The 23,456-nt window shown below is 63.9% G+C and carries 22 protein-coding genes; 13 read left to right on the top strand and 9 right to left on the bottom strand.

Going from position 1 to position 23,456, the window contains the following annotated elements; genetic code table 11:
• From GE253_RS22485 to GE253_RS22525, 9 genes are all read left to right on the top strand, one after another.
• The coding region (locus GE253_RS22485; RefSeq protein WP_348770935.1) for an ISNCY family transposase at positions 1-1,056 on the top strand (1,056 nt) is incomplete at its 5' end.
• Between the two features lie 181 nt (positions 1,057-1,237).
• Positions 1,238-2,017: an IclR family transcriptional regulator gene (locus GE253_RS22490; RefSeq protein WP_153206389.1), complete on the top strand. Its 780-nt coding sequence runs from the start codon at positions 1,238-1,240 to the stop codon at positions 2,015-2,017.
• A gap of 102 nt (positions 2,018-2,119) precedes the next feature.
• Complete coding sequence (locus GE253_RS22495) at positions 2,120-2,479, top strand: L-rhamnose mutarotase (RefSeq protein WP_153206390.1); 360 nt, start codon at positions 2,120-2,122, stop codon at positions 2,477-2,479.
• Positions 2,479-3,516 carry an aldo/keto reductase gene (locus GE253_RS22500; protein ID WP_153206391.1) on the top strand — a complete coding sequence of 346 codons (1,038 nt, stop codon included), beginning with the start codon at positions 2,479-2,481 and terminating at the stop codon, positions 3,514-3,516. Before GE253_RS22495 ends, GE253_RS22500 begins: the two co-directional genes overlap by 1 nt.
• Entirely contained in the window at positions 3,513-4,349 is an 837-nt protein-coding gene (locus GE253_RS22505; protein ID WP_153206392.1) for an amidohydrolase family protein, read from the top strand. Before GE253_RS22500 ends, GE253_RS22505 begins: the two co-directional genes overlap by 4 nt.
• The gene (locus GE253_RS22510; RefSeq protein ID WP_153206393.1) at positions 4,346-4,642 is read left to right on the top strand and encodes a UxaA family hydrolase; all 297 of its coding nucleotides are present in this window, start codon (positions 4,346-4,348) and stop codon (positions 4,640-4,642) included. Before GE253_RS22505 ends, GE253_RS22510 begins: the two co-directional genes overlap by 4 nt.
• A 9-nt stretch (positions 4,643-4,651) precedes the next feature.
• Positions 4,652-5,848, top strand: coding sequence for a UxaA family hydrolase (locus GE253_RS22515; RefSeq protein ID WP_153206394.1), 1,197 nt, complete (start codon positions 4,652-4,654; stop codon positions 5,846-5,848).
• A gap of 21 nt (positions 5,849-5,869) precedes the next feature.
• Positions 5,870-6,607 carry an SDR family oxidoreductase gene (locus GE253_RS22520; protein ID WP_153206395.1) on the top strand — a complete coding sequence of 246 codons (738 nt, stop codon included), beginning with the start codon at positions 5,870-5,872 and terminating at the stop codon, positions 6,605-6,607.
• Between the two features lie 182 nt (positions 6,608-6,789).
• On the top strand, positions 6,790-7,635 hold the full coding sequence (locus GE253_RS22525) for a fumarylacetoacetate hydrolase family protein (protein ID WP_153206396.1): 846 nt from the start codon (positions 6,790-6,792) through the stop codon (positions 7,633-7,635).
• A 311-nt stretch (positions 7,636-7,946) separates the two neighbouring features.
• On the opposite strand, the gene GE253_RS22530 is transcribed toward GE253_RS22525, so the two are convergent.
• The 7 genes from GE253_RS22530 to GE253_RS22560 form a co-directional block, all read right to left on the bottom strand.
• Positions 7,947-9,911 carry a hypothetical protein gene (locus GE253_RS22530; protein ID WP_153206397.1) on the bottom strand — a complete coding sequence of 655 codons (1,965 nt, stop codon included), beginning with the start codon at positions 9,909-9,911 and terminating at the stop codon, positions 7,947-7,949.
• 458 nt (positions 9,912-10,369) lie between these two features.
• Positions 10,370-11,653 (bottom strand): L-fucose:H+ symporter permease, encoded by a 1,284-nt coding sequence (gene fucP / locus GE253_RS22535; RefSeq protein WP_153206398.1) that lies wholly within the window; start codon positions 11,651-11,653, stop codon positions 10,370-10,372.
• A gap of 536 nt (positions 11,654-12,189) precedes the next feature.
• Complete coding sequence (locus GE253_RS22540; RefSeq protein ID WP_153206399.1) at positions 12,190-12,645, bottom strand: lasso peptide biosynthesis B2 protein; 456 nt, start codon at positions 12,643-12,645, stop codon at positions 12,190-12,192.
• Positions 12,646-12,965: 320 nt separating this feature from the next.
• Positions 12,966-13,631 (bottom strand): tetratricopeptide repeat protein, encoded by a 666-nt coding sequence (locus GE253_RS22545; protein ID WP_153206400.1) that lies wholly within the window; start codon positions 13,629-13,631, stop codon positions 12,966-12,968.
• A complete protein-coding gene (locus tag GE253_RS22550) occupies positions 13,621-14,436 on the bottom strand; it encodes an SDR family NAD(P)-dependent oxidoreductase (RefSeq protein WP_153206401.1) in 816 nt (271 codons plus the stop codon). The genes GE253_RS22545 and GE253_RS22550 overlap by 11 nt, the downstream gene beginning before the upstream one ends.
• Entirely contained in the window at positions 14,426-16,555 is a 2,130-nt protein-coding gene (locus GE253_RS22555; RefSeq protein ID WP_153206402.1) for an AMP-binding protein, read from the bottom strand. The genes GE253_RS22550 and GE253_RS22555 overlap by 11 nt, the downstream gene beginning before the upstream one ends.
• Positions 16,552-17,268: a thermostable hemolysin gene (locus GE253_RS22560; protein WP_247878820.1), complete on the bottom strand. Its 717-nt coding sequence runs from the start codon at positions 17,266-17,268 to the stop codon at positions 16,552-16,554. The genes GE253_RS22555 and GE253_RS22560 overlap by 4 nt, the downstream gene beginning before the upstream one ends.
• Positions 17,269-17,404: 136 nt before the next feature.
• Here GE253_RS22560 and GE253_RS22565 point away from each other — a divergent pair, with 136 nt between their 5' ends.
• The 4 genes from GE253_RS22565 (at position 17,405) to GE253_RS22580 (ending at position 22,242) form a co-directional block, all read left to right on the top strand.
• The gene (locus GE253_RS22565) at positions 17,405-17,998 is read left to right on the top strand and encodes an RNA polymerase sigma factor (protein ID WP_153206404.1); all 594 of its coding nucleotides are present in this window, start codon (positions 17,405-17,407) and stop codon (positions 17,996-17,998) included.
• Between the two features lie 79 nt (positions 17,999-18,077).
• Positions 18,078-19,064, top strand: coding sequence for a FecR domain-containing protein (locus tag GE253_RS22570; protein WP_153206405.1), 987 nt, complete (start codon positions 18,078-18,080; stop codon positions 19,062-19,064).
• Positions 19,065-19,076: 12 nt separating this feature from the next.
• Complete coding sequence (locus GE253_RS22575) at positions 19,077-21,440, top strand: TonB-dependent receptor (RefSeq protein ID WP_153206406.1); 2,364 nt, start codon at positions 19,077-19,079, stop codon at positions 21,438-21,440.
• A 160-nt stretch (positions 21,441-21,600) separates the two neighbouring features.
• A complete protein-coding gene (locus GE253_RS22580; RefSeq protein WP_153206407.1) occupies positions 21,601-22,242 on the top strand; it encodes a class I SAM-dependent methyltransferase in 642 nt (213 codons plus the stop codon).
• Here the strand turns inward: GE253_RS22580 and GE253_RS22585 are convergent, their stop codons facing one another.
• Complete coding sequence (locus tag GE253_RS22585; RefSeq protein WP_153206408.1) at positions 22,243-22,995, bottom strand: A24 family peptidase; 753 nt, start codon at positions 22,993-22,995, stop codon at positions 22,243-22,245.
• Positions 22,992-23,456, bottom strand: coding sequence for a type II secretion system major pseudopilin GspG (gene gspG, locus GE253_RS22590; protein ID WP_211101552.1), 465 nt, complete (start codon positions 23,454-23,456; stop codon positions 22,992-22,994). The genes GE253_RS22585 and gspG overlap by 4 nt, the downstream gene beginning before the upstream one ends.

The raw sequence follows: 23,456 nt of genomic DNA on the forward strand, positions 1-23,456 counted from the left end.
GGTCTGTGGCGCACAAAGGCACAGCGGCGTCAATTTCACCGCCCGCGCCTTCGGCGGCAATGCCTGGGTGAGTTGGTACAGATTGATGGGAGCGAGCATCGCTGGTTTGAGGACCGCGGGCCGCCCTACACCTTGCTGGTGTTTGTGGATGACGCGACGGGCCGGCTGATGGCGCTGCGGTTTGTGGTCTCGGAGAGTACCTTCAGCTATTTCGAGATTTTGGCGGCCTATTTGCGCGACCATGGGCGGCCATTGGCTTTTTATTCGGACAAGCACACCGTTTTCCGGGTGGCCCGGAAGGATGCCAAGGGTGGCCAGGGGATGACGCAGTTTGGCCGGGCGCTGGCGGAACTGGGGATTGAGATTCTGTGTGCGAACTCAAGCCAGGCCAAGGGCCGGGTCGAGCGAGCGAACCGGACTTTGCAGGACCGGCTGGTCAAGGAACTGCGCCTGGCGGGGATAGACAGCCTGGAGGCTGGCAATGCGTTTCTGCCGGGTTTCATGGCTCAGTTCAACGAACGGTTCGCGGTGGCCCCTGCCAGCGCCGATAACATGCACCGGCCCTTGACGATAGACGATGGGCGGTTACAGGACATTCTGTGTGTTCGCGAGCGTCGATATGTCGGTCGGCAACTGACATTGTCGTATGAACGCCAGCGGGTGATGCTGGTGGAGAATGAGGTTACGCGGGGCTTGGTAGGGCAATACGTCGATAGCTACGACTTTGCTGATGGCCGGTTGGAGTTTCGCTGGCAGGGTTGTGCCCTGCCCTACACGATTTTTGACAAGAACCAGCGCGTGACGCAGGCCGAGATCGTGGAGAACAAGCGGTTGTCGGAGGTCCTGGCTTATGTGAAGCAGATGCAGGACGCGATGCCGGCACCGACGGTCAAGAGCATCAGCGAACGCAACCACTACGAAAAGCGCGCAGGCAAGCGGCGCGGTCGGCCCGGAGCTGCGGACAAACATGCTTCGGCCAAGGCAAAACCGGCAAATGTTGGGGTGGGCCGGTCCACTGCGCCCACGGCTCCGTTACCCGGTCCACCCCAACACTGACATTTCTACTTTGCTCAGAATACTGACATTTCAATTCTGTTGAAACAATGCATGTAGGCGGTGGATTCTATCCTCAGCGGCTTTTCCGCCCGCCTTCAAAACCGTGCGCGGCCGGTGTATGGCTTTGCATCGGCATTGATTTGGGGCCGGCAGCCGGCCGGCCCGCTTGAAAGGATCACCCATGTCTCGCCCCGGATTGAAAGGCACCTACGCGGCTCCCGCCCTGGAAAAGGCCTTTGAAATCCTGGAACTGCTGGCAGATCGGCCCGGCGGAATGCAGATCAGTGAGATGTCGGCGATCCTGGGCCGCTCCGTCGGAGAGCTGTTCCGTATTGTCATCGTCATGGAGATGCAAGGCTATCTCCAGAAATCAGAGACGACGGATCGCTATACGGTGGCTTACAAGCTGCTGGATGTGGCGCTGCGCGCCACCCCGTCGCAAAATCTGATCGCCGCCGCCCTGATGCCGATGGAACGGCTGGCGGCAACGGTGGGGCAATCCTGTCATCTGGTGGTTGCCAATGGCGGCCAGGGCCTGGTGATCGCCCGGCAGGAGAATCCGGGCACACGCGGCTTTGCCCTGAAGGTCGGTGCCGCCGTCAACCTGCTGCACAGTTGTTCCGGCCATGTGCTGCTGGCCTTCGCCCCGCCGGCCCGCACCGCCCACCTGATCGAACGGGCGGAGGCGACCCAGGGCGTCGGCTGTGACCGCGCCGCCCTGGCGCAGACCCTGGCCAATGTGCGCGAACAGGGGTTCGACAGCCGCAAAAGCCCCGTTGCCTTTGGCGTGACGGATATCAGCCTGCCGATCTTCGGCTTCAACGGCGACATCATGGCCGCCCTGACCATCCCCTTCATGGAGATGCTGGACGGGTCGCAGAAGGTGGGGCTGGCGGCGGCGCGGCAGGAATTGGGCGATACCGCCAAACAGATTTCCGCCGCCCTGGGCCATCAGGCTTGAGCGGCTTCTATTTTCTTATTTGAGATTATAATTTCATAAGCGATAATCCCTGCCATCAGGGAGGTAAACGCGCATGGAAAAATTGCGTGATGGGGGTGGGCAATGACCCGCCGGCTGGTTTTAGCGCTCGACCTTGTGGCCGATGCGGCATTGATCGCAGAGTATGAGCGGATGCATGAACCCGGCAGTGTCTGGCCGGAGGTGCTATCTCATATCCGCGCCACCGGGTTTGAGGAGATGCAAATCTGGCGGGTGGATGACCGCATGGTCATGGTGGCAGAGGTCGCCGATGATTATCCCCGCCCCACCCCGCCCGCCCTGGATGAAGGGGCGGCGCGCTGGGAAGCCCTGATGTGGCGCTTTCAAAAACCGCTGCCCCAGGCGAGGGCGGGGGAGAAATGGCGGCCGATGCGCCCGATCTTCGACCTCTCCCAGCATCCTGACCGTGCGGGAGAGGTCTGATGGCGCCCATCACCCGCCCCATCGGCCGCACCCGCCTGCGTGTCCCGGAAATCGGCTTTGGCGCTGCTCCGCTGGGCAATCTTTATCGCCCGGTGGCCGAGGCACAGGCCAGCGCCACCCTGGCCGCGGCGCTGGATGCCGGGCTGACCCATATTGACACCGCCCCCTATTACGGTTTCGGCCTGTCGGAACGGCGGGTGGGCGATGCGGTGCGGGGGCGCCAGGATATTGTGCTGTCCACCAAGGTCGGCCGCCTGTTGGCGCCGGATGGCAGCGTGCAGGATGATGCGGAACGGCATGGCTTCCGCTCCGCCCTGCCCTTCCGCCCCGTCTATGATTACAGCCATGATGGCATCCTGCGCTCGTGGGAGGCGTCGTTGCAGCGCCTGGGGCTGGCGCGGATCGATATTCTCTATGTCCATGATATTGGCCGCCAGACCCATGGTGACGCCCATGAAGCGATGCTGGGGCAACTGACCCAAGGCGGCGGTTTCCGTGCCCTGGAACGGCTGCGCGCGGAAGGCGCGATCAGCGCCTTTGGCATCGGGGTGAATGAGCTGCAGGCCTGTCTGGATTGCCTGTCCCTGGCCGATCTGGATGTGATCCTGCTGGCCGGCCGCTATACGCTGCTGGAACAGGGGGCGCTGGACCGGCTGATGCCGGTCTGCGCCGAACGCGGTATCACCCTGACGCTGGGCGGGGTTTTCAATTCCGGCATCCTGGCCACCGGCACGCGCGGGCCCTTTATCGGCCATTATAATTACGCGCCGGCAGCGGCGGAGATTGTGGAACGTGTGCGTCGGATAGAGGATATCTGCGCCCGCCACACCGTGCCGCTGCCCGCGGCTGCCCTGCAATTCGCCTTGGCCCATCCGCAGGTTTCCAGCGTCATTCCCGGCCTGGATTGTCCCGAAAGGGTGCAGGCCATCGCGGCGCTGCGGCAGACGCCGATCCCACCCGACCTCTGGGTGGAATTGCGGGCATCCGGCCTGCTGCGCGCCGACGCGCCCGTGCCGACGGGGGCGTCCTGCCCATGAGCATCATCGACGCGCACCAGCATTTCTGGGATCCGGCGCGTGGGGATTATGGCTGGCTGACCCCGGCCCTGACCGGCCTCTACCACCCCTTTCTGCCCGCCGACCTGCGGCCCCTGCTGGATGCGGCCGGCATCGCCGGCACCATCCTGATCCAGGCGGCCCCCACGGCGGGGGAGACGGATTATATGCTGGGGCTGGCCGCCGCCACGCCCTGGATCAAGGGCGTCGTCGGCTGGATCGATCTGGACGCGCCGGATGCCGCTGACCAGATCAAACGACGGCGGGGCTTGGCGAAATTTGTCGGCATCCGCCCGATGCTGCAGGATCTGGATGATCCGGCCTGGATTCTGGCGCCTGGCCGTGCGCCCGCCCTGGCAGCACTGGAAGCCGCTGGCTTGGCCTTTGATGCGCTGGTGACGCCGGCGCAACTGGCTTGTGTGCCGGAACTGGCACGCCGCTATCCCGATCTGCGCATCATCATCAACCATGGGGCCAAGGCCCCGATCGGGGCCGGCCCGTTGCCGGACTGGCACACCGACATGGTGGCCGCCGCCGGCTTTGCGAATGTCAGTTGCAAACTGTCGGGCCTGCTGACGGAAATTGTGCCGGGGGCCGATGATGCGGCCGTGCTGGACCGGATGGGCACCCTGCTGGACCTGTTCGGCCCCAGGCGGCTGATCTGGGGCAGTGACTGGCCGGTGCTGGAACTGGCGGCCCCCTATGACCACTGGCACAAACTGACACGAACATTCCTGGCCCGGCTGTCCCCGGAAGCGAGGGCCGCGATCATGGGCGGCAATGCCATGAGAATTTACAGGTTGGAGGGGGCATGATGGCACCGGCGGTGATCCTGCTGCATGGTGATGACAATGTGGTTGTCTGCTGCCGCACGGTGGAAGCAGGCGACCCTATCCAGGTCGATGGCGTCGATATCGTGGCGGCCCAGCGCGTGGCCCTGGGCCACAAGCTGGCCCGGCAAGACCTGTCGGCGGGGACCAAAGTGATCAAATATGGCGCCGCCATCGGCTCCATGACGGCACCGGTGAAGGCCGGCGACTGGGTTCATATGCACAATATGAAAAGCGATTATATCAGCGCGCATCTGCGCGATGCGGCCAAGGGCTAAGGGGGCGTCATGAACGCGCAAGGCTATCTGCGGCCCGATGGGCGCAAGGGCATCCGTGATGTGCTGATTGTGGCCTATCTGGTGGAATGCGCCCATCACACGGCCCGCCGCATCGTCGATCTGACCGACGATCCGCAGGTGCATCTGGTGGGGTTCCCCGGCTGTTACCCCAATGATTATGCCAAGCGCATGATGAAGGCGCTGGTCGCCCATCCCAATGTCGGCGGCGTGCTGCTGTTGTCGCTGGGGTGCGAAAGCTTTGACCGGGAAGGGCTGGCCGCCCATGCAGCGGCCAATGGCCGCCCGGTGGAAACGGTGGTGATCCAGCAGGCCGGCGGCACCCGCGCCGCCATTGCGGACGGGCGTGCCGCCGTTACCCGGATCAAGGCGCAGATGGCGGAAAATCAGGTGCGCGTGCCCTTGGCCCTGTCCGATCTGGTGGTGGGCACCATCTGCGGCGGATCGGATGGGACCAGCGGCATTACCGCCAACCCCGCCGTGGGCCGCGCCTTCGACCTGCTGGTCGATGCCGGTGCCACCTGCATCTTTGAGGAGACGGGGGAGATGATCGGCTGCGAAGGCCCCATGGCCCACCGCGCCGCCAATCCCGATGTGGCCGATGCCATCGTCGCGTCCATCGCCAAGGCCGAAACCTATTACCGCACCATGGGCTTTGGCAGTTTCGCCCCCGGCAATGCCGAAGGCGGCCTGTCCTCGCAGGAAGAGAAATCGGCCGGGGCCTATGTGAAATCCGGCAGCCGGCCCATTGTTGGCGTGATCAAGCCGCCGGAACAGCCCACCGCCCCCGGCCTCTATCTGATGGATGTCGTACCCGATGGCGAGCCACGCTTCGGCTTTCCCAACATTTCCGACAATGCGGAGATTGTGGAGATGATCGCCAGCGGCGCCCACCTGACCCTGTTCACCACCGGGCGCGGCTCGGTGGTGGGTTCCGCCATAGCACCCGTGATCAAAGTTACTGGTAACCCGGAAACCTGGCAGCGGATGGGGGAGGATATGGACATCAATGCCGGTGCCATTTTCGACGGATCGGCCACGCTGGACAGTGTGGGAGCGGAGATCGTCACCCTGGTGGAGGCGGTGGCCGCTGGTGCCGAAACCAAATCGGAGGCCATGGGCCACCGCGAATTCATCCTGACCTATAAGAGCTTTGAGCCTTCCGGGCCCGGCTGCTTTCCCCGCTGAACCGCAACGATGTGACCGACGATGAGCCATAAGGGAAGACTGGCGGGAAAGACCGCCCTGATCACCGCCGCCGGCCAGGGCATCGGCCGGGCCACGGCGGAAATGTTCGCCGCCGAAGGGGCCATTGTCTGGGCCACCGACATCAATGAAACCGCCCTGGCAAGCCTGACCGGCTGCCGGACGCGGCGGCTGGATGTGCGCGACCCGGCCGATATTACCGCCGCCCTGAAGGAGATCGGTGGCATCGACGTGCTGTTCAACTGCGCCGGCGTGGTGACGGGTGGCAATATTCTGGAATGCACGGACGAGGAATGGGATCTGTCGTTCGACGTCAATGTCACGGCCATGTTCCGCATGATCCGCAGCTTCCTGCCCGGCATGATTGAGCGCGGCGGCGGTTCCATCATCAACATGTCGTCGGTGGCCAGCTCCATCAAGGGCGTGCCCAACCGCTTCATCTATGGTGCCTCCAAGGCCGCCGTGCTGGGCCTGACCAAGGCGGTGGCGGCCGATTTCGTCACCAAGGGCATCCGCGTCAACGCCATCTGCCCCGGCACGGTCGATACGCCGTCCCTGCATGAACGGCTGCGCGCCACGGGTGACTATGAAGCCGCCTGGGCCAGCTTCACCGCGCGCCAGCCGATGGGCCGCGTCGGCGACCCGAAGGAGATCGCCGCCCTGGCGCTCTATCTGGCCTCGGACGAGAGCAGCTTTACCACCGGTCATGCCCATGTCATCGATGGCGGCTGGACCAATTGACCCCAAGAGTCATGGGGCATGACTCTTGGGATTTACGCTTTCCCTCAAGTGCCGGGCGGGCGCATCCGCGCCCTTGGCTCACGGCGCACGGGCGCCGGGCTGGCGGTCGCCAGCCTCCAAACTGTCGAAGGTTTGACCTTCGACAGTTTGGTCGCATCACAACAATCCCCCAGGGAACCATCATGAAACTGCTTCGCTATGGCGCTGTCGGCGCTGAAAAGCCGGGCCTGCTGGCCGCAGACGGCAGCATCCGCGACCTGTCGGGCGTAGTGCCTGATATTGACGGTTCCACCGTCACCCCTGCCGCCCTCGCCCGCATTGCCGCCATCGACCCGGCCAGCCTGCCGCTGGTGGAGAAGGTGGAGCGCTATGGCGCTTGTGTGGCGCGGCCGGGCAAGTTCCTGTGCATCGGCCTGAACTATGCCGACCACGCGGCGGAAAGCGGCCAGCCGGTGCCGGCGGAGCCGGTGATCTTCATGAAGGCCGCCAGCGCCCTGTCCGGCCCCAATGATCCGGTGATCCAGCCGCGCCATTCCACCAAGCTGGATTGGGAGGTGGAGCTGGCCTTCGTCATCGGCAGCGAATGCCGCTATGTCGATGAAGCGGCCGGGGCGGCTGCCATTGCCGGTTACTTCGTCTGCAACGACGTGTCGGAACGCGCCTTCCAGTTGGAGCGGGGCGGCACCTGGGACAAGGGCAAGGGCTGCGACAGCTTCGGCCCCATCGGCCCCTGGCTGGTGACGGCGGACGAGGTGGGCGATCCCGGCGACCTGTCCATGTGGCTGGAGGTCAATGGCCAGCGCTATCAGGATGGCTCCACCCGGACGATGATCTTCAAGCCGGGCTTCATCGTCTCCTATCTCAGCCAGTTCATGAGCCTGCAGCCCGGTGACATTGTCACCACCGGCACCCCGCCCGGTGTCGGCCTGGGCCAGAAGCCGCCGAAATACCTGTCCCCCGGTGACCGTATCCGCCTGGGCATTCAGGGGCTGGGCGAACAGGAACAGGTCGTCATCGCCCCGGTCTGATCAGGCTGGCAAGGTTGATGAAGGAAGGGCCAGACCGGCGGCGGTCGGGGTCACGACATAGAAAGAGCGAAAAACCACGCCAAGGGGACAAATCAAGAATGGCTCTCCCCTGTCCAGCAAACCTCGGTTTGATGGACAGGGCGTGATGAAAGGCGGATTCCAGGTTTGGTGAGGGGTTTCGGGCGCGGGACGCTTACGAAACCCCTCACCTTGCCAAGGCGGCGTTTCCCCCGTCACGGGGCGCGAGGGGACCGCTGAACCGGTTGCAGACAGGCACCAGGCCATGCAGTAAAGCCGGACACGGGTTAGACTCAGCCAACGGAGGCGAGTTGGAAGTAACCGTTGGTCTCCACAATGCCGATCTGTTGTACGACGTCGGCATTTGTCAGCCCGGTCAGGGTGACGCTGGCATCAATGCTGCCATCGCCATTCAGGTCCATGTGCCAGGTGGCACCTTTAAAGCCGTCGGCACCGCCATTAGGGTCCGTCACCAGTACCCGACTGGTGCCAGCAACCCAGCCCCATACTGTCACATTCTCGGTGGCCGCTTTGGAGAAATCGGTGATGGTGCTCCAGACGCTGGTGCCGGCCGCACCCGACGCGCCGCGTCCATCAACGAAGAACCGGTCACCACCGCTATTGCCGCTGAGGAAGTTCGACCCGCGACCGCCATCAATGATATCGGCACCATCGCCGGCTTGGACGGCATCATTGCCCTCCAAGGAATTGATCAGGTCATTACCTGATGTCCCGATGATGACGTCGCCGGCACCCGTGCCCGCCAGTGACCATTGCAGGCCGAACCCGCCGGTGGCCGGCGTCGGATCGACGGCGTTGCCGTTCAGCAGCATTTGCCGCGCCTGATCGCGCGTCACGGCCACCGCAACCGCCTGATCCAGGAATTGCAGCTTCTCCACCCCGGTCAGGATGTCGGTACCATCGGTACCGCGGTTGTTATGCACGACCGTGGTCCGTGTTCCTTCCGTGGTGACCGTGTATTCGCTATATGCCCCGCTGAAGAAGGCAATGTCAGTGCCGCTGCCGCCGAATATCGTGTCGCTGCCGGCCCCGCCGGTCAACTGGTCGTCACCGGCGTCGCCATACAGCACGTCTGTATCTGCACCACCTTTCAATGTATCGCCCAAAAGCGATCCGAACAGGTAATCGATATTTGCGTCACCACTGGAATTGGTGGCGTTCGCCGTTGTCGCAAAAATGAAGTTTGTCGATTGCAATTGCTCCAACCGCACCGTCGGCAATACGATCTGGTGCTGATCGTCATCAAGGATATAAGTGAGCGTGATACCCAGATTGTCAGATGTGCTTGCCGCGATTACCTTCAAGGCGTCGAAACTGCTGATACCCCAGGCCGAAACATCAATACGATCCTCTGACACATTGAAATCAATCAGGGTGTCAATGGCCGTCGTCCTCAAAAAGTTGGACGAGCTGGCATAATAGCCGGCAACGATAGTGTCGGCACCGGCACCACCATAGATCGTGTTCGCGCCACTTCCCCCACTCAGCCGGTCATTCCCAGAATCACCGAAGAGTTGATCATCGTCCCCGCCACCATTGATCTGGTCGGCATACAGGGTGCCAAACAAGTAGTCGCTATTGTTACCACCACTGATTGTAAGCCCAGCGGGGTCGTTGTCGAATATAAAATTCGCAGATGTGATGTTATTTGGTTGTGTGTTTGTTAAAATAATGTATTGCGCATCGCTATCGCTAATGAATTTTAAAGATGATCCTTGATTGTTGACTGTCGCTGTCATTATATATTTTAGTGCTTCGAAGCTGCTGATACCCCACGCTGATACATCTATGCGATCTTGTTTTACATCGAAGTCCATTACCGTGTCGACAGCCGTTGTTTTTAGAAAGCTGGACGACGTTATATAATTTCCGGCCACGACAATGTCAGCGCCAGAACCAGTATAAAGTGTATTGTCGCCGAAACCACCAATCAGGCGGTCAGCACCGTCGGCACCTGTCAGCGTGTCGTTGCCGTCTGCCCCGCGCAGTGTGTCGTTTGCCGAACCGCCGATAAGCTGATCATCGTTCGTGGTCCCGGTTACATCCACGCCAACGCCCGTCATTCCGGAGGCGGAGACTTGGTTCAGCGTGGTGCTGCTTCCGTTTATGGTCACCGGCAGTCCGCTTTCGGTGACGCTGGTACGTCCAGATTGGCTGTTCAGGATAACAATGACAGGTCCTGTCGCATTGCCGGTGAGCAGTAGGCTGTTTCCGCCAGCGGTAGCAATGGTGCTCATTATAGACCCTTTCGCTTGCTAAGCTATGGTTAAAAATACTAAAATAACACTAACTTAATTGCAATTGAATCAAAATGGCTATTTTGTGACGCATTATGCAAGAATTTTACCGAATTCCCGGGTGATGGCCCATCGTTCAGATCATATCTTATTGATAAAAATCAAAATATTGGCGCAGGCTTCCGTCATCAAACCGGAATTCTGGAAGAGCCAAGTTATTTAAACGGATATTTTTATTGATACTTCGACAAAAATTCTGCTCATCACGCTCCGTGAGCTATCGACGCCATATGCCGAAATCCCCCGTCCAGAAAACGGTCCTTTGACGATCACTGTCCAAGTTGCCCGTATATGCCAAGAGCCATGGAACATGGCTCTTGGTCTTATTCCTGGTTTGCCCCCTTAGCGTGGTTTTTCGCCCCTTTTATGTCGTGACCCCAGTCTGGCCCTTTTGCTTTTTACGGACGCCTGAAAGCGTACAGCGCGACAATGGCAAAACAGAGCAGCGGCAGCAGGAAGGCCATCTGCATGGTGCCCGCCGCCACCGCCACCCAGCCCATCAACGGCGGGCAGATAGCCCCGCCAATGATGGCCATGATGATGAAGGAAGAGCCCAACGGCACCAGCGGCCCCAGCTTGTCGATACCGAGTGCGAAAATGGTGGGGAACATCACCGACATGAAAAAGCTGGTCAGCATCAGCGCGCCGACAGCCACCGGACCGGGGGCAAAGGAGGCCACCGCGCACAGCAGCGCGTTGATCACGGCATAAACGCCAAGCAGTTTGGCCGGTGCCACCTTGGTCATTAACCCGGTGCCGACAAAGCGGCCGATCATGAACATCACCAGACTGGCCGACAGCATGAAGGCGGCCTGTTTTTCCGGCACTGAAGGCAGGGCATCCTTCACGAAATCAACGAAGTAGCTCCAGATGCCCACCTGGGCGGCGACATAGAAGAACTGGGCCACCACCGCCATGACCAGGCTGCGCTGGGACAACAGGCGGCGCACCTGCTGGCCGAACGGCTCCCCCGCCCCCTGTTCAATATCGCCCTTGGGCAGCCGGGTCAGGATCACCGCCAAAGCGATGAAACCCGCCACCCCGGCCAGCAGCGTATAGGGCAGCCGCACCGTCGCCGCCTCCATGGCACGATAGGCCGCCAGATCGGCCGGTGCCATGGCGGCCAGTGCCTCTGGTGTGTGTTCCACACCGGAGAAGATCAGCACGCCGCCGATGATGGGGGCGATGAAGGCACCGAACCCGTTGAAGGATTGCGCCAGATTAAGCCGCTGCGGGGCCCGGCTGGGGTCACCAAAGGCGGCGATATAGGGGTTGGCGGCCGTTTCCAGAAAGGCCGCACCGGCCGCAATAACGAACAAGGCCGTCAGGAACAGGCCATAGGTCTGAACATAAGAAGCGGGCAGGAACAGCAGGGCACCCGCTGCATAAAAGCTCAAGCCGGTGATGATAGCCGCCTTATAGCCAAACCGCCGCATCACCAGCCCCGCCGGCAAGGCCATGACGAAATAGCCGATATAGAAAACGAACTGGATGAAACCCGCCTGCATCCTGTCCAGACCCAGTGCTTTCTGGAAATGGCGGATCAGAATATCGTTAAAGTTGTTGGCAAGTGCCCACAGAAAAAACAGGCTGACCACCAGGGCAAAGCCCCAGCGATAGCCGCTGGTAATGAAGGGTGCCGGGCCATGCCCCGCAATCCCGGACTTTTCCTCTCCTGACATAACGGCCGTCTCCTGGCTCTTTTTTGCATGGGGAAAATCAACAATGGCGATGATTTTCAATACATGGGCCGCCTCCCCGTTCAGACGGGTGGGCCGCAGCGGCAGCGCCGCCGGTTCATGCCCTCTGGTTCCTGGTGTTATCCTGCGACAAATTTTCAGCCTGTTCGCAGATAATCACCTTCATCACGGGCTCCGCTTATTGCTGGTCACCCGATATATCATATATGGAAATAACTTCTCACATACAAAATTTAGAACAAGCCGTCCCCTTGTCAGGGCGGGCTATCAAGCATAGCGCCGTTCCCCAACGCGCCTGCCGCTGCCTCCGGCAGCTTGGAGGCCGGCGACCGCCGGCTCAGCACCCCCATGGGCGCGTAAGCCAAGGGTGCCTGAGGGAACGCAAAATCTCCTCCGCCTGCCATGGCGCAATCCGGCAAGGCAGCGGCGATGGCCGGCGGCAACCCGTTGGATTGCAAAGGTTAGGCTTGGGGAGCCCGTCGGGTGGATGCGTCTCTGTCAGGTTGTGGGGGCTGCGCTCAGGTCACGAACACCGAAATCGGACGAAAGCGGGGCATCTGTTCCCCGCCGGTGACCATTGTTCCCTGGCACAGGCTCCAGGCGTGGGCGGTAAGGTTGCCGCTCCCATCCTTTGCCACGCCTAAATGCACCTGGACCCCATGGCCACGGCGACGCAGCATGAGGGCCGCTGCGAAAGCCTGTTGCAGGCAAACGGCCCGAAATGGAGCAACCGAGGCGGCGCGGCGCACAGCATCCCTGACAAGGAGTACCGACGGAATTGCCACTGCACCCCCGTCCTCTTCCTGCAGCACGCCCCCCCGATCCAGCCGCAGCCCCAGCCGCTGCGTGGCGCGCTGGAAGGGCAGCAGGACCAGCACAACCCGGACGAACGCCAGAAGGGCAAAGGCTTCAACAGCCAGCCGCCGCTCGGCCGCTGTCAGGGTCAGTGCCCGACGGAATTTGCGTACTATCATGGCGTGCCTTCCCACAATACCGGCGCATAACGGTTGACGGCGGGATAGAGACGGCCCCCGCCGATGAAACCCTGACAGGTCTCTTCACCCAGTCGATAAGCCTCCTTTATCCCGTGGGCAAGCGTCTGCTGCATCCGGATGCGGCCGATGGGCAGCCATGGTTCAAGCGCGATAAGGGATCATACCAGGCGCCAGCGGGGGCAGCATCCGGCACCGGTCCCGGCGGCAAGTCACCCGACCTGAGGGCCCCTGTCACCAGGGCCCGGCGCCTATACAGGCCGGAAAATGGTGGTTCTCCCGGTTTTCTCGCCCCTGCCCCTTCAGCGTTTCGCCAGCTTGGTTTCCACCTGGGCCAGCACCGCCTTGATTTCCTCCCGCCGGCCGGCATCGGCGACTTCACGGCCCGGACGGGGGGCCGCCGCCAGCGCATGGTTCAACACGTCGCGGGCCTTGGCATAATCCCCCTGGCGGAACAGGAAATCGCCGTAGAAATAGTTGGGGTCAATCCCGTCGGGATTTTGCGCCAGCGCCTTTTCCAGATAGGCCTTTGCCTTCTTGTCGCTGCCAAAGCCGATGGGGAAACCCGGCACCTGATAATAGAGGCTGCCGAGCGAGGTATTGACGGAGCCATCCAGCACGGTGGCGTCAATTTTCTCCGCACTTTCCAGTCTGGTCCGGGCTTCCTTGACCAGCGAAAGCGCCCCCATGCCGCCCTTGATGCCGGCCTCCGACGACAGGATGATGGCTTCCCAGACCAGCGGTTCGGCCTTGCCGGGATAGCTGGTGACCAGCGTTTTCGCCTGCGCGGCCAGCGCCTCCATGCCGGAAAGCTGCGCCTCCTCGCCCTTGACCTCATATTTCACATGGGCCCAGCCGCTTTGCAGCTCGGCGATCCGGGCATCCAGGGCCGGATCGGCCGACGCAGCGGCGGAGCCGGCCAGCAGCAGGGACAGGGTGGCCAGGATCAGTTTCTTGTCAACGCGCATGGTTTTCCTCCCGGATCGGGGTAGTGGTGGCGACACTGGGTGTCGGATGGGTGAACAGGCCGGCGGCCTTGGCGTCATTGCCGGCCAGCGCCCGGTCAACCAGACCGGGGAACAGGGCATTCAGGCGGGTGAAAAAGGCTTCCGGCCAGCCGATGATTGTTTCGGCCTTGCCCGTCTGGGCGGCCGACAGAATGCGGCGGGCAACATGGATCGGGTCATCCAATGTCATGCCGGTCAATTCCGCAAAGCGCTGCACCAGCGGCCCGTTAAAGCCGGTGCGCACGGCGCGGGGTGCCACATGGCAAACTGTGATGCCGGTTCCCCGCACCTCCCGCCGCAGGGCCTGGCTGAACCCTTTCAGCCCGGCCTTGGCGCTGGAATAGCCGGCGAAATGCGCGAAATTGATCGAACCGAAGACGGAGCCGACATTGACGATATGGCCATGGCCCCGCTGTTTCATCATCGGCAGCACGGCCTGCGCCAGGGTCACCGGCGCCACCAGATTGACCAGATAATCGGCCGCCAGATCGGCGGGGTGCTGGCCCTCCAGCGGGCCGAAATATTGCCGGCCGGCGATGTTGAACAGCATTTGCGGGGCCAGCAGCCGGGCCTGTTCGGCGGCCAGCGCGATGCCGGCCGGGGTCGACAGGTCGGCACGGATATGCCGGCCCGGCATTTCCCCCCGGCCCAGCGTGGTGACCTGGGCGCCCCGGTTGCGCAGCAGGCTGACCAGGGGCGACCCGATGCCACCGGCCCCGCCGGTGACCAGGACGGTTCGCCCTTCCAGGCTTTCCTCATGCGACATGGCGCACCTCTTGCGACGGGCGGCTGTGGGGGATGGCGCGGAACAGGTCTGCGAACAGACCGAAGACGCAGTTCGCCATGGTGATGATCGCCTGCTGGTCGCGCGGATCGATCACCTGATTCATCAGCGTGCGGAAGAATTCCATATGCTGGATATCCAGCGACCCATGGCTGGTCAGATAGGTGAAGCAGCTTTTCGGCAGGTTCAGGGATTTGCGCACCGCCTCCGCCCCATGGGTGGCGATGGCGGTGCTAGTGCCTTCCAGCACATAGACCATGCCGAAGAAGCCGGCCGCATTCTCTTCCCGGATGAAGCGATAGGCTGTGTCCACCATGGCCTGGGTGGCCGCGCGCGGCGTGCCATGACGCACGGCCTCTGCATCACCGCCGGCATGGCGGATATCATTGAGGATCCATTCCTCGTGCCCTTCCTCCTCCTCGATATATTCATCAAGCGCGGGGATCAGCCATGTCTGGTCAGGACGCAGCGCGACGCGGGCGGCGCGCATCAGCGGCACGGTGTGTTTCACATGGTGATAGGCCTCTGTCAGATAGGCGATATAGGTGTCCAGGCTGATCCGCCCGGTCAGGCCATCTTGGATCTGCGGTACGGACAGCAGGGCCAGACGCGCCGGCTCCGTCTCCGTCACCAGACGGTCGAAGAAGGGTTGGGGCATGGGGGCTTCATCCTCATCCGGGGAAAGCAGGGCGGCATGGGCGGCGGCGATGACATCGCGGCGCGGCCGGCCATTAGCGGTCAGTTGCCCGTTCAGGGGCGTGAAGGCGGCCACCGCCTGCCAGCGGGCGACCCTGGCATAGGGCGGTAAGGCCCCATTGGCCCGCGCCACGGCCAGGGACAGGGCTGCCGCATCCTGGCCGAACCGGCTGGGCACGATCAGCGCCGTCAGATCCGCCCGCCCATCGCCGAACAGCGCCGCCTGCAGGATTTCCGGCTGAGCGGTCAGTTCGGATTCCACCCATTCCGGGGCGATATTGCGGCCGAAACTATTGATGATGACATTGCGCGACCGGCCCTGGATGGACAGGAAACCGTCACCATCCAGGCTGCCCAGATCGGCGGTGGCGATGCGGGCGGGGGCGGCCGCGCCGCCGACATAACCCAGAAAGGCATGGTTGTTGAGGCTGACCTCCCCCGTGGCCGGGTCAATCTCCAGGTGCAGATGCGGCAGCACGCGGCCAACACTGCCGACCCGGTTGGCCGCAGGCGTGTTCAGCGCCACCACCGACCCGCATTCCGACAGGCCATAACCCTGATAGACGGGCAGGCCCAACATGCCGGCCTGGGCCAGCAGGGACGGTGCCACCCGCGCCCCACCCACGGCCACCAGCCGCAGATCGGGCAGGAAGCGCCCGCCCTGGGCTATCGCCGCCATCAGGCCACGCAGCAGTTCCGGCACCAGGATGATACTGTTGGCCCGCAGGATGGAAAGGGCAGCAAGAAGCCGGGCGAAATCCGGCTGGAACGGCTGTTCCAGCCCCAGCGTGGTGGGGGACACGGCCAGATAATGACCGCCGGCCAGCAGCGTGCAGTAAAGCCCCGCCACATTTTCCAGCAGCACCGGCAAAGGCAGGATGGCGACATGCCGGCCGGCATAATCGGCCCCTATCACCTGCACCAGGGAGGTGGCCACCTGCTCCAGCCCGGCGGCGGACAGGCAGACACCCTTGGGTGCCCCCGTCGTGCCCGAGGTATAGGTGATGTTGGCCGTACCGGCCGGCAAGGCGACCGGCGCATGACCCAGGCGCTGGAGATAGAGCATCTCCTCACCCACTGGCAGGGTCACTGCACCCGGCACCGCCTTGTCCGTCACCAGCCAGCCGGCCCCGGCATCGCCCAACGCATGGCGGCGCTGGTCCGCGGTGAAGAAACCCGGCAGCGGCAGCGACGGTGCGCCCAGTTGCAGCAGGGCCAGATCCAACAGCGCCCAGGCGGCAGAATTACTGGCCTCCACCGCCACGGGCTGCTGCCCATCACCGATGATGCCGTGCAGATCGGCGGCCAACTGGTCCACGGCCCCGGCCAGTGCCCCATAGGTCCAGTCATTGATGGCGGGTTGATCCGGGGCATGGGTCCGGAGGGCGGAAAGAACGCGGCTCATGCAGTCACCTCTGTCGCCGGGACGGCGGGATGCAGACGGGGAAAGGTGGGACGGGCCGGCAGCGCCTCGCGCGCATCGCCGGCCAGGAAGCGGTCCAGACAATCGGCGCCAAAGGCGACATTGCCGCAGACGACACGCGGGTCATTGGCGTAATAGCTGCCCCAGGCAGCGGCGGCCGGGCCGATCCGCTCCGGCCGGGCCCGGCCCAGTTCCAGCGCATCAAAGCCGATATGGCGGAACAGCCGGCGCAGGGGGCGGGTGGCGGTGACCACCGCCTTTTCAAAGCCCTGCCCGTGCAGATAGGCGGCCAGCGCCATGAACAGCAGATAGGAGGCACCGGGTTCCGCTGCGGCCAGATTGCCGATCTCCACAATGGCAGGCCGTTGCGGCCCACCGGGGATCAGGGCTTCCACCGGATGGTCAAGATAGGTTTCCAGGAACAGCGGCCCGGTGCTGGCCGGGCGGAAACCGACCCCGGCCAGTATCCGGTCATTGGCATCACGCAGGCTCATCAACATCGGGTGGGTGACGGCAATGTCACCGCCATAAATCTGCGCATAGGTCTGGCGGATCATCGCCTCCACCCGCCGCCGCTCCGGGGCGAAATGGTGGGTGATGGCCACGACCGCCGGGCGGCAGCGGGTCAGGCTGCCCAGCCGTTCGGCATCGAACCGCAGGTGGCCGCGCACCCCATCCTCATCGCGCATCAACATTTCAATCACAGGCGTCGCTCCGCCGGTTGGGTTGGCCGGATCAACCGGCCTTCAAGGGGATGACGGCACCGCCCGCAGCGGACCGCAGGTGCGAAGGCAAAATTTTTCTGCACTGTGTCGGATATGACCTGCCGCATTGATCGGGCGGGATGCGGGGGCTATATCGGAAGTCAGTTTTCGCCCAACTCAGGTTGACGCCATTTCCCCGCCCCCGCCCCTGATCGCTGCCTATCTGGAACACCGTGCCTTTCTGCTGCGGCTGCTGACGGCGCGCACGGGCCGTGCGGCGGAGGCGGAAGACATCGTGCAGGAAATGTATGAAAGGCTGGCCGCCCTGCCCGCCGGGGGGGAGGCAGTGGAGAATGTGCCGGCCTTCCTGAACCGCATGGCGCTTAATCTGGCCTTTGACCGGCAGCGCAGCGGATCGCGCGCCGCCGCCCGCGATGGGGAATGGCTGTCCGCCAATGCCCTGGTCGATGGCCCCGAACCGATTGCCGAGGCCCCGACGGCGGAACAGGTGGCATCCGGCCGGCAGGAACTGCGCCTGCTGCGCGATGCCATCGACGCACTGCCGCCGCAGGGCAAGCGCGTGTTTGAAATGCACAAGCTGCAGGGACGCCCCCATGCGGAGGTCGCCGCCAGCCTGGGCATTTCGCGCAGCGCGGTGGAAAAACACATGGCGGCGGCGATGAAGAACCTGTTGAAACGGCTGGGCCGCCGGCTTGAATGAAAAATATTTCATCCAGACGGGTGGGGTACCGCCCCTTCCGTGACGTCAACAGGACAAAGCCCGAACCAGAAGCCGCCCCATGGTGAACCGCCCGACCGATACGCCCCTTGATCCCCGCCTGGAACAGGCGGCGGACTGGCACGCCCGCCTGCAGGGCGATGCCGATCAGGCGGTCTGGCTGGCCTTCACCGAATGGCTGGAGGCTGATCCCAGCCACCGCCGCGCCTATGATCAAGTGGAAAGCCTGTGGCGGCAGGTGGAGGCACTGCCGGCAGAAGCACCGGCCAGCATCATCAATCTGGCCAGCCGGCGAAAGGCTGAGCCCGCCGCCCCGGCCAACCGCTCCCGCCGCTGGTTCCTGGGCGGTGCGGCGGCCGCCGCTGCCGCTTTGGCCCTGACGCTGACCGGTCGCCACACGCCAACCCCGCCCCCGGAAATGTTTGAGACCGCGCCGGGCCAGCGCCGCACGGTGACACTGGCCGATGGGTCCAGCATCATCCTGAACAGCGGCACCCGGTTAAGCGTCGCCCTGTCCGCCGATCACCGCGCCGTGGTGCTGGAACAGGGGGAGGCGCTGTTTGACGTGGCCAAGGATGCCGCCCGCCCCTTCACCGTGGCGGCCGGTGAACGGCTGGTCACCGTGGTCGGTACGGCCTTCAATGTCCGCCACCTGGACCGGTCGGTGACGGTCACCGTCACGCGCGGGCTGGTGGATGTCGGTGACCAGACAGGCGGGGCCAAGGTCCGCCTGACGCCGGGGCAGCAGATCAGCGCGGCGCAAGGCCAGCCCCCCGGCCCCGTCACCACCGTGGATGCCCAGGCCGCCACCGCCTGGACGCAAGGCCGCCTGTCCTTTGACAATGCGCCGCTGCCGCAGGTGCTGGCCGAGCTGTCCCGCCATTATCCGCTGCCCATGCGGGCGGAAGGGGCGGCGGCGGCGCTGCATTTTTCCGGTGTGCTGCGGCTGGATGCGGATCAGGCGGTGCTGCTGGGCACCCTGCAGGGGTTGCTGCCTATTGTGGTGGTGCGCCAGGGTGATAGCTTCGTGCTCTCCAAACATCCCTGATGGCCCACCGCTTTGCGTCTTCCACCGGTTTTCGCCCTTGCCCTGCTGCTGACCGTCCCGCCGGCCCTGGCGGCCGAGGGGGGGATTGCCGTGCCTGCCGGTCCCTTAGGCGGCGCGCTGGCTGACCTGTCCCGACAGGCCGGCATCTCCATCGGTGGTGACCAGCCGCTGGCCGGAAGGCACAGCCCCGGTGCCAGCGGACCGCTGACGCCCGAACAGGCGCTGACCCGGATGTTGGCCGGAACGGGGCTGGGCTTCCGCAAGGTCGGCCCCGGTGCCTATCGGCTGGAAGCCTTGCCGTCGCCACATACATTGCCAGCGGCGGGCCGGCATATCGCAGAGCCGGTGGAACCCATCATCGTCACGGCGACCAAGCGCGGGGCCGATCCGGCCAGCCTGCCCGTTTCTGTGGGCTGGCTGACGGCGGCTGATCTGGCCCGGCTTGGCACGTCTGATCCGGATGCCGCCCTGCCCCTGCTGGGCGGGGTGGGCAGCACGCATCTGGGGCCGGGGCGGAACAAGCTGGCGATCCGCGGCCTGTCCGACAGCGCCTTCACCGGCCAGACCCAGGCGACGGTGGGCCTGTATCTGGACAATGCCAAGGTCAATTACAATGCGCCCGACCCGCATCTGCACCTGATCGATGTGGACCGGGTGGAGGTGCTGCGCGGCCCCCAGGGCACGCTTTATGGCGGTGGCTCCATCGGTGGCATCCTGCGCATCGTGCCGGCCGCCCCCGACCTGTCGGAACAATCGGCCCAGGCCCGGCTTTATGGCAGCCTGACCCGCAGCGGTGCCCCCGGCGGCGGGGTGGAGGCGGTGTTGAACCAGCCGCTGCTGACCGACCGGCTGGGGATGCGGCTGGCGCTTTATGCGGAACGGGAAGGCGGGGTGATCGATACGGCGGGCCGGCATAATATCGACCGCACCGACATGCAGGGCGGCCGCGCCCTGTTCACCCTGATCCCGGCCGAGGATTGGCGGCTGGAGCTGGGCGGCACCTATCAACTGATCGACACCGATGACAGCCATTATATTCAGGGGCGGCGCGGTTGCTGCACCCGCGCCGCGCAATTGGCAGAGCCGCATGACAATGATTTCGACGAGGCGCATGTCACCCTGACCGGCAGCCTGCCCTTTGCCCAACTGCACAGCACCACCGCCTTTGTGCGGCACGAGATTGACAGTTTCTATGATGCCAGCACGGCCGTGCCGGCCCTGGCCGGGCTGCCCGCCCAGCCCGCCCTGTTTCATGAGGCGCAATTATCCCGGCTTTGGACCCATGAGACCCGGCTGAGCAGTGAGAATGATGAGGATGCTGCCATCCGCTGGCTGGGCGGGCTGCACCTGTCGCAGCAGACGGCGCAATCCAGCCGCCGCCTGACCAAGGCGGCCACCCTTGGCAGTGACCTGTGGCGGCGCGACCGCGATGATACGGTGAAGGAAGCCGCCCTGTTCGGGGAGCTATCCTGGCGCTTTCTCCCCCACTGGACCCTGACGACCGGCGGCCGCCTGTTCCATGTGGCGCAGGAGGTGGAGGCCAAGGCCCTGGCCCCCGCCGCATCGGTGGCCGAGACGGAAGGTTACGCCAAGGAAACGGATTACACACCCAAACTGGCCGTGACCTGGCACCCTCGGGAGGGTACCAGCTTTTATGCCCAGATGACGGAGGGCTATCGCCCCGGCGGTCTTAATATCGAGGAGGCGGCGACAACATCCGGGGAGGATTATCGGGCGGCCCATTTCCGAACCGATGAGCTGTGGAATTATGAACTGGGCACCAAATTGTCGCTCTGGCAGGGGCGTCTGGCGCTGGATGCCGCCATTTTCCATGCGCGCTGGCGCAACATCCAGACCGATCAGTTGCGCGCCGACGGGCTGACCGTCACCACCAATGCCGGGGATGGCAGCAATACCGGGATTGAGATCGCCCCCCGCCTGCATCTGGGCCCCTGGCGGCTGGATGCGACCGTGATCCTGAACGACCCGGAACTGACCCGCGTTGCCCCCACCTTTGCCGGCCGGGCGGAAGGCGGCCTTCCCGGTGCCGCCCATCTCAGCGGCAGTGCCAGCCTTTCCTGGAAAGGATGGGTCGCCGCTGATGCCCAACTGCTGGCCGCCCTGGATTACACCCATACCGGGCGCACCCACCTGACCTTCAGCAACGCCATCCGCCAGGGCCCGGTCAATCAGGTGAACGGACGGATGAAACTGGATTGGTCCGACGGCTGGTCGCTGGGTTTGGCGGTGGATAATATTTTGGACAGCGACGCCAACCAGTTCGCCTATGGCAATCCCTTCACCCTGTCCGCCGGGCCCCAGACCACCCCGCTGCGCCCGCGCACCTTCAGGCTGAGCGTCGGCTGGCAGCAATAATACTATATCAATTTGCCTCAAGTGCCGGGCGGCGGGCTGGCGGTCGTCAGCCTCCAATCTGCCCTCAGCGGCTGTTTCCGAACAACCGAAAACAGCTCTGGCGTTGTGACCATATCACCCGGTCGTGTATGGTCCCCCGGCAGAAACGGGGAGGAAAGCCATGTCCAGCAGAGATGAGGGGCTGAAAGGGATCAGCAGCATGGGTTATCGCGCCTATGTCGGCGGCGATGGTCCTTTCTGGGATCTGATTGGTCAAAAACAGTTGGATTATCTGGTCCAGGCCGGCCTGCAGCCCGGCCATGTGCTGCTGGATTTTGCTTGCGGCTCCCTGCGCGCCGGCCGGCTGCTGATCGATTATCTGGATGAGGGCAATTACCTGGGCCTGGACAAGGAAATCGGGCTGATCATCCTGGGCGTGGCAGAAGAGCTGGGCACAGAGAAATATTTGCGCCGGCGGCCGGAATTCGTCGTCTCTGACCGGTTTGAGTTTGAGCGTTTTTCCAAACAGCCGGATTATATCATTGCCCAGTCGCTTTATACGCACCTGACCCTGGCCGATATTGAGCGATCATTGAAAAGCCTGCGGGCCTGGATCAGCGGTGATGTGCGTTTCTTCGCCACCTTCTTTGAAGCGGAGAACGCCCACGCCAATCCCGCCACCTCCCATTCCCATGCCCATTTCCGCCATAGCCAGGCCGATCTTGCGGCGGTGGCGGATCGCACAGGCTGGGTGATGACCTATCATGGCGACTGGAACCACCCGCGCAACCAGATGATGGTGGAGTTCCGGCCGGCCCGCTGATCACAATAGCGGCCCTGCCAAAACCAAGACGAACAGGGCCAGACAGAGGGCGGGGCCGAAGGCGATAATATCGCCAGCCTCCTCCCCCTCGGCCCCACCCCAGCGGCGGGCCGCCAGCAGATGGCAGATACCGGCCCCCCCGGACAGGATCAGGAAAGGGGGCAGGCCGGCCAGTCCCAGCCAGAGCCCGGCCACCGCCATCAGCTTTACATCGCCCAGCCCCAGCGCCTCCCGCCCCTTCCAGCGGCTGACCAACAGGCGCAGGGCCAGGGCCAGCCCGCCATAAAGCCCGACCGCCGTTAGATGGTCGGCCCACAGCGAAGGCGCATCCTGCCAGCCAAGCCAGAGCAGCCCGGCCAGCCCCGCCAGCGCCACACCCGCATCGGGCAGATAGTGCCATTGCGCATCCACCAGGGCCAGGAACAGCAGCGCCGTGCCCAGCCATGCCCGCAACAACGCCTCCACCGGATCGACAGACCAGAGCGCGCAGGCGAGCCAGAGCAGCGCCGTTGCCGCCTCCACCAGCGGGTAAAGTGCGGCCACCCGCCCGCCGCAATGCCGGCAGCGCCCGCGTGACAGCAGGAATGACAGCACGGGCAACAGGTCCGCCACGCCCAGCACATGGCCGCAGGCGGGGCAGGCCGAACGCCCCCACACCGTCACCCCGCGCGGCAGCCGCCAGGCCATGGCGGCGATGAAGCTGCCAAAACAGGCCCCCAGCAAGGTGAAGAAGGCGATCTCCAGCCCGGTCATGGGGCGGGCGGGATGGCGATATCCGCGTCCGCCCCGCTGCCACCTTGCTTGCCATCGGCGCCAAGACTGATAACACGGGCGACACGCCCGCCCGCATCCACCTCATAAAGATAGGGGCGGTCCCAGGGGTCGTTGGGTACCGCCCCTTCCAGATAGGGGCCCATCCAGCGCCGCGCCGCCGCCGCATCACGCGGCTGGGTGGCCAGCAGGGCCAGCCCCTCCGCCTTGGTCGGGAAACGGCCCAGATCCAGATACAGCGTGTCGAGCGCGGTTTTCAGCACGCGGGCCTGGGCCGTGGCCGCCGTCACCTTGCCGCGATCGACGTTGGACAGCAGCCGCAGCCCCACCAGCCCCAGCAGCAGGCCGATGATCACCAGCACCACCAGCATTTCCAGCAGCGTGAAGCCGGCCTGCCGGCGGCGAAGGGGGCGAAGCGCTGTGGGCAGCGTGCGCATGGTCAT

The sequence above is a fragment of the Niveispirillum sp. SYP-B3756 genome, from assembly GCF_009495745.1.
Classification (GTDB): domain Bacteria; phylum Pseudomonadota; class Alphaproteobacteria; order Azospirillales; family Azospirillaceae; genus Niveispirillum.